The following is a 6,780-nucleotide window of genomic DNA, read 5'->3' as shown; positions in this document are numbered from 1 at the left end:
TATAGAAAAAATACAGAACAAATTTGTAGAATAAACCTTCTTCTAAATGAGGAAGGTTTTTTACTTCTAATTTCAAACTAATAATATTATTATGTAAACTAACTCTATTTTCATTGCTAATAGGATGGAGAATTTTGCTAGTAAATAATGATATAATAGTTTAATGAAGATTGGAGTGAAAGCTGTGAAACAGTTGCTAAGAAATATTCCCCCTGTGCATGAGCTGCAAAAAGACAATCGTTTTAATCTGTTGGCAGAAACTCACGGGATTGATTTTATACATATGACGAATCAGCTTAAAATTGTACTTTCTGAAGTTCGAGAAGAATTGACTTTAAATAAATGGTTTGGCGTAGTACCTGGAAGCAAGGATTTCATCGATGAGATTTTTAATAGGCTAGAGGCTGCCCTGCATAAACAACTAAATTACACATTAAAGCGTGTGATTAATGCGACAGGGACAATCCTTCACACAAATCTTGGCAGAGCACGATTAAGTGATCACGCCGCCCAGCACATGCTTGAAATAGCCCTTCATTATTCCAATTTAGAGTATCAATTGGAGGAAGGAAAGCGCGGCTCCAGACATAGTCATGTAGAAGCGCTGCTTAAGGAGCTAACCGGTGCAGAAGCGGCGATGGTTGTAAATAATAATGCCGCTGCTGTTTATTTGATATTGAAGGCTTTAGCAAAAAATAAGGAAGTAGTCGTATCACGCGGTCAGCTCGTTGAAATAGGCGGATCCTTCAGAATCTCCTCCATTATGGGAGAAAGCGGGGCTGAGCTTGTTGAAGTTGGAACAACCAATAAAACACATCTTGCTGACTATGAAAATGCGATTACTGAACAAACAGCGATGATATTAAAAGTACATACTAGTAATTTTAAAGTAATCGGGTTTACAAAAGCAGTTGGAACAGAAGAATTAGCAAAGCTCTCCAGGGAAAAAAACATCATTTTCTATGAGGATTTGGGAAGCGGGGCTCTCTACGATTTTCAAAAACATGGTATCGGTGAGGAACCTGTTGTGAAAGATGTAATTAAGCAGGGGGCAGATATAGTTTCCTTTAGCGGAGATAAGCTATTAGGAGGTCCGCAAGCTGGAATTATTGCCGGTAAGAAAGAGTTAATTAGCCTAATAAAAAAACACCAGCTTTCTCGTGTTTTGAGGGTGGATAAAATGACTCTTGCAGCTCTCGAGGGGACATTGCTGGATTATGTTAAAGGGGATAAGGGGTTAAAAAATATCCCTGTTATTAGAGATATTTTAGTATCACAAGATGATCTTAAGGTAAGGACAGAGGCCTTTATTAAAAAATTGTTAAGCTCTTCTGATCAATATACCCTTTCTATTATGGAAAGTTTTGCACAAATAGGGGGAGGGACGATGCCAGAGGTTAGTCTTCCTTCATTTGTTTCTGTCATTAAGCATAAAAAATGGGAAGCAGAGCAGCTTGCTAAAAAATTAAGAACAGAATTCTCTCCTGCCATAGTTGTGCGTATTCAGAAAGAAGAAGTATTAATTGATTTAAGAACCGTTTCAGCGGATGAAGAAGCTTATATATTAGAAGCACTTCAGGCCCTATAAGCCTTTACAAAAAGCGTTCTCCAAAAAAACTTGGGGAACGCTTTTTTTTTTACATATCATGGCTGGAATTGTTTTTTTGTCTCGTATGATTTCTGTTTTTCACCTTTTTTGATCCGCTTAACGGTTCGGGCTGTCCGGAATTATCTCCTTTAGGTGCATTTTTTCGCATATCCTTACTATCGTTCTTATTCATTTAATCATCCCTCCTAACAAATAGCATGGAAGGAAGCCGAAAAATTATACAGAATATTTTTTTTGATGACTGCACAATTTAACTTTATTCAGCATAAGTTTTCACCTTTATGGATGAAGCTGAATCCAAATGGGTATCTAATTCAGTGAGGATTCAAGCCTGGCTGAATTAAGTTGCCTCCGGCGGATGCCTCAGATTTTTTAAAGGAATTTATCGAGTGTTGCTCGATAAAAATCTGGGCGCAAATACGCCAAGGCGAATTTGATAATTTATTTAAATAAAGGAGTGAAACAGGGGATGCCATATAATAAGAATAAACAGCAAGCATTTCAGGCTGCACAGCAGGGAATGGAGGATGCTCAGGAGCTCTATTATGAAATTGTTAGGGATTCTGCCAATTACGGTCATCAGCTTAAGCATCTAAAACAAGAAGTAAACGAAGCTTACGAACAAATTGAAAATGCACTCGAGGTTGCATCTGAAACGCAGAGAATGCAGTTAGAAAAATTCCAGCAGGACTTAAGCACAATCGTTAATGAAGTAAATCAATACCATTAATATAGGATGTCAATTAAATAGCTGATAAAGGAAGCGATAAGAGATTCGCTTCCTTTTTCGTTTTTCGCCGATTAATCCAGATAGATCCTCCGCTGTATTTAAAACTTCCTTTATTTATTTTTCTTTCGCTTTTTATTATTTTGCTTCTGCATCTCTGATAAAGGCTCATTTGAAAATTCTTCATTATACCCTGCACCCATTCCTTGCCCTTTTGCCGCATTCATCCCTGGAACAATATGATTAGATTTCCTTTTTGCCACTACATTCACCTCCAACAGTTATTTTTTGCAAATTTCTTCAAATTATGTCGATTCTATATTCCTTTTTTTATTATTTTTTAAGTGAATATATTTTGGTAACATAATATACTTATTTGTACAAATGTTAATGACAAAGAAAAAATCACTATAATATATGTTATTTCATGGAAATAGATGTATTATCGTTTTTGATATAAGAAAAACTTATCAAAAACAATAACTTTCTTGTTATTTACTTATGTCACACATTGTATTAAGATTATTGTTGAGAAGAGTAGATGGTCAAAAATCCCATCTATTCGACAAATTTCTAAATCTTTATATTTGATTAAATATGTAAAAGGGGGATAAACCCATGGTGAAAAATGATGTATTTAATGCCCGTAAGTCATTTGAATTAGACGGGAAGCGTTATCATTATTATCATTTAGGTGCTTTAGAAAAAGCTGGTATCGGCAATGTAGCAAATCTGCCGTACTCTATTAAAGTATTATTAGAATCTGTTCTTCGTCAATTTGACGGTCGTGTTATTACGCAAGAACATGTAGAAAACTTAGCAAAATGGGGCACGGATGAAGTTAAAGAGGTTGACGTACCATTCAAACCTTCACGTGTAATCCTGCAAGACTTTACTGGAGTTCCTGCGGTTGTAGATTTAGCATCTCTTCGCAAGGCTATGGCAGACATGGGGGGAGACCCAGATAAAATCAACCCTCTTAAGCCAGTTGACCTTGTTATTGACCACTCTGTTCAAGTTGACCAATTCGGTTCTCCTGAAGCATTAGATGCTAATATGAAGCTTGAATTTGAAAGAAATGCGGAGCGTTATCAATTCCTAAGCTGGGCACAAAAAGCGTTCGATAACTACCGTGCTGTACCGCCTGCTACAGGTATCGTTCACCAAGTAAACCTTGAGTATCTTGCAAGTGTTGTTCATGCAATTGAAAATGAAGATGGAGAATTCGAAGCATTCCCAGACACATTAGTAGGTACTGATTCCCATACAACTATGATCAACGGTATTGGTGTTCTTGGCTGGGGTGTTGGAGGAATTGAAGCGGAAGCTGGAATGCTTGGACAGCCTTCATATTTCCCTGTACCTGAAGTTGTAGGTGTGAAGCTAATTGGAGAACTTCCAGACGGCGCAACGGCTACTGACTTAGCATTAAAAGTAACACAAGTTCTTCGTGCACATGGTGTTGTCGGAAAATTTGTTGAATTTTTTGGTCCTGGCGTCACTGAACTGCCGCTTGCTGACCGCGCAACAATTGCTAACATGGCACCTGAATATGGTGCAACTTGCGGATTCTTCCCAGTTGACGCGGAATCACTTGAATACATGCGCTTAACTGGCCGTTCTGAGGAACAAATTAAATTAGTAGAAACATACTCTAAAGAAAATGGATTATTCTTCGATCCTTCATTAGAGCCAGTTTATACAAATGTTGTAGAGATTAATCTTTCTGATATCGAAGCAAACCTTTCTGGTCCAAAGCGTCCACAGGACTTAATTCCACTTTCAGCGATGAAACAGGAATTTAACAAAGCATTAACTGCTCCACAAGGCAACCAAGGCTTTGGTTTAGATGGAAAGGAAATTGATAAGGAAGTAACAGTTAAATTCAATAATGGCGATACAACAGAAATGAAAACAGGTGCTGTTGCAATTGCTGCCATTACGAGCTGTACAAATACTTCTAACCCATATGTATTAGTTGGTGCTGGTTTAGTTGCGAAAAAAGCCGTTGAACTTGGCATGGAAGTTCCAAAGTTTGTTAAGACTTCTTTAGCACCAGGTTCTAAAGTTGTAACTGGTTACCTTCGTGATTCAGGTCTTCAGCCTTATCTAGATCAATTAGGTTTTAACATTGTTGGTTATGGCTGTACTACTTGTATCGGTAACTCTGGACCACTTAAAGAAGAAATCGAAAAGGCTATCGCTGAAAGCGATCTTTTAGTAACATCAGTTCTTTCTGGTAACCGTAACTTTGAAGGTCGTATTCATCCATTAGTAAAAGCTAACTACTTGGCTTCACCACCGTTAGTTGTTGCTTATGCGTTAGCTGGCACAGTGGATATTGACCTTCAGAAGGATGCTATTGGAAAAGATAAAGATGGAAATGACGTGTTCTTTAAAGATATTTGGCCAACTACTGCTGAGGTAAATGAAGTTGTTAAGCAAACGGTAACACCAGAATTATTCCGTAAAGAATATGAGAATGTATTTGGTGACAATGCTCTTTGGAATAAAATCCAAACAAGCAGTGAGCCGCTTTATTCTTTCGATGAAACATCAACATATATCCAAAATCCTCCTTTCTTTGAAGGGTTAAAGGCAGATCCGGATGAAGTGAAGCCATTAAATAGTCTTCGCGTAGTTGGTAAGTTTGGCGATTCTGTTACGACTGACCATATTTCTCCTGCTGGTGCAATTGGCAAGAATACACCTGCTGGTAAATATTTATTAGAAAACGGAGTAGAGGTACGTGACTTTAACTCTTATGGTTCTCGCCGTGGTAACCATGAAGTAATGATGCGTGGAACATTTGCTAATATTCGTATCCGTAACCAAATTGCTCCAGGAACAGAAGGCGGTTTCACTACTCACTGGCCAACTGGTAAAGTGATGTCCATTTACGATGCTTGCATGAAGTACAAAGAAGAAGATACTGGTCTTGTTGTTCTAGCAGGTAAAGATTATGGAATGGGCTCTTCACGTGACTGGGCTGCAAAGGGTACAAATTTACTTGGAATTAAGACAGTTATTGCTGAAAGCTACGAGCGTATTCACCGTTCTAACCTTGTATTGATGGGGGTTCTTCCACTTCAATTCAAAGATGGTGATAGTGCAGAAGCTCTTGGTTTAACAGGAAAAGAAACAATCGATGTTCAAATCGATGAAAATGTAAGACCACGTGATCTAGTAAAGGTAACTGCAACTGATGAAGAAGGCAACAAGAAAGAATTTGAAGTTCTTGTTCGTTTCGATTCAGAAGTAGAAATCGATTACTACCGTCATGGCGGGATTTTACAAATGGTTCTACGTGAAAAATTAGCTAATTAATTTTTATGCAAAAAGCGTGTGGGGTTTCATTTGTTGAAACCTTACGCGCTTTTTTCGTTCGAGCACTTATTTTTACAAACATAAAGGACTCTTGTATGTTTATTGTAAGAAACTTTGATTGGGAGGAAAGAGATGGGTGCAATTATGTTAGGCCCCTTTATGCTGAAATATGAATGGATTATTTTTTTTCTTGCCGGTATGACTGCTTATTTATTTATGAAATTCATGTCAAAAGAGGATCGTTCATTTCAGGAACTCTTTTTAAGTTCATTTTTAAACGCTGTTCTGATTGGATTTATCGTTTATAAATTTAGTTCCGTTATTTTTCAGCCAACGGTTATTATAGAAGAGCCATTATCCATTCTTTATTCAACTGGCGGAACAAAGGGCAAACTGCTCGGCCTATTAATTGCAGTTATTTATTTTTATACAAAATATCGAAAAGGAAGCTGGCCCCTTAAGAACTGGTTTACGCATATTGTTTATGGAATTGTCACATTTTTCGTTGCTTTTTGGCTGTTCAGAACCTTATTTTTTCTGCTTGTCTAGGTTACAATACGATTAAATAGATAATAAGGGTGTTGAACAGCAAATGATTAAAAAGATCGTAGCAGCAAGTATTATTTTTGGCTTGATGGCAGCAGCAATTGTTCACGCGATGGATAAGGAAGAACCGGAAACGGAGAACCTTCCAGGGCTAAAGGTTGGATTAAAAGCACCTGATTTTGAATTAAAAAACTTAGATGGCGAAACAGTAAGGCTTTCCGATTATAGAGGGAAAAAGGTGATCTTAAATTTTTGGGCAACATGGTGTCCTCCATGTAAAGCGGAAATGCCTGCAATGCAAAAGTTTCACGAAGAAGTCGGTGATAAAATAATTATACTGGCTGTTAATATTGATCCTGAGTATGATGTTGCTGGGTTTGCCAAGCAGATGGATATTCATTTTCCTATTCTTCTCGATGATAAAGATGAGGTAAATACTGCATATAAAATTTTAACCATTCCAACGACTTTCTTTATTAATGAAAAAGGGATTATTACACATAAGCATTTAAGTGCAATGACAATTGACATGATGAGAGAATATACAAAATAAGAATTCATCAGCTTATGC

General features: G+C 37.3%; 7 protein-coding genes. 5 read left to right on the top strand and 2 right to left on the bottom strand.

The annotated features are described in order from the left end of the window. Window positions 1-184 precede the first annotated feature (184 nt). On the top strand, window positions 185-1,588 hold the full coding sequence (gene selA / locus V7164_RS20680) for an L-seryl-tRNA(Sec) selenium transferase (protein ID WP_335347723.1): 1,404 nt from the start codon (window positions 185-187) through the stop codon (window positions 1,586-1,588). A gap of 49 nt (window positions 1,589-1,637) precedes the next feature. Here selA and V7164_RS20675 read toward each other — a convergent pair whose 3' ends face one another. Then, window positions 1,638-1,781, bottom strand: coding sequence for a small acid-soluble spore protein P (locus tag V7164_RS20675; protein WP_335347724.1), 144 nt, complete (start codon window positions 1,779-1,781; stop codon window positions 1,638-1,640). A gap of 297 nt (window positions 1,782-2,078) precedes the next feature. Here V7164_RS20675 and V7164_RS20670 point away from each other — a divergent pair, with 297 nt between their 5' ends. Beyond that, window positions 2,079-2,339, top strand: coding sequence for a hypothetical protein (locus V7164_RS20670; RefSeq protein ID WP_335347725.1), 261 nt, complete (start codon window positions 2,079-2,081; stop codon window positions 2,337-2,339). A 110-nt stretch (window positions 2,340-2,449) separates the two neighbouring features. On the opposite strand, the gene sspO is transcribed toward V7164_RS20670, so the two are convergent. Beyond that, complete coding sequence (sspO, locus tag V7164_RS20665; protein ID WP_335355103.1) at window positions 2,450-2,599, bottom strand: small acid-soluble spore protein O; 150 nt, start codon at window positions 2,597-2,599, stop codon at window positions 2,450-2,452. 355 nt (window positions 2,600-2,954) lie between these two features. On the opposite strand from sspO, the gene acnA reads away from it, so the two are divergent. From acnA to V7164_RS20650, 3 genes are all read left to right on the top strand, one after another. After that, window positions 2,955-5,663: an aconitate hydratase AcnA gene (acnA, locus tag V7164_RS20660; protein ID WP_335355102.1), complete on the top strand. Its 2,709-nt coding sequence runs from the start codon at window positions 2,955-2,957 to the stop codon at window positions 5,661-5,663. Window positions 5,664-5,795: 132 nt separating this feature from the next. Next, complete coding sequence (locus tag V7164_RS20655; protein WP_335345804.1) at window positions 5,796-6,212, top strand: hypothetical protein; 417 nt, start codon at window positions 5,796-5,798, stop codon at window positions 6,210-6,212. Between the two features lie 43 nt (window positions 6,213-6,255). Further along, entirely contained in the window at window positions 6,256-6,762 is a 507-nt protein-coding gene (locus tag V7164_RS20650) for a peroxiredoxin family protein (RefSeq protein ID WP_335345803.1), read from the top strand. Window positions 6,763-6,780 lie beyond the last annotated feature (18 nt).

It is taken from the genome of Bacillus sp. JJ1474 (genome assembly GCF_036965225.1).
Classification (GTDB): Bacteria; Bacillota; Bacilli; order Bacillales; family Cytobacillaceae; genus Cytobacillus.
This window is presented reverse-complemented; position numbering and strand designations above follow the sequence as displayed.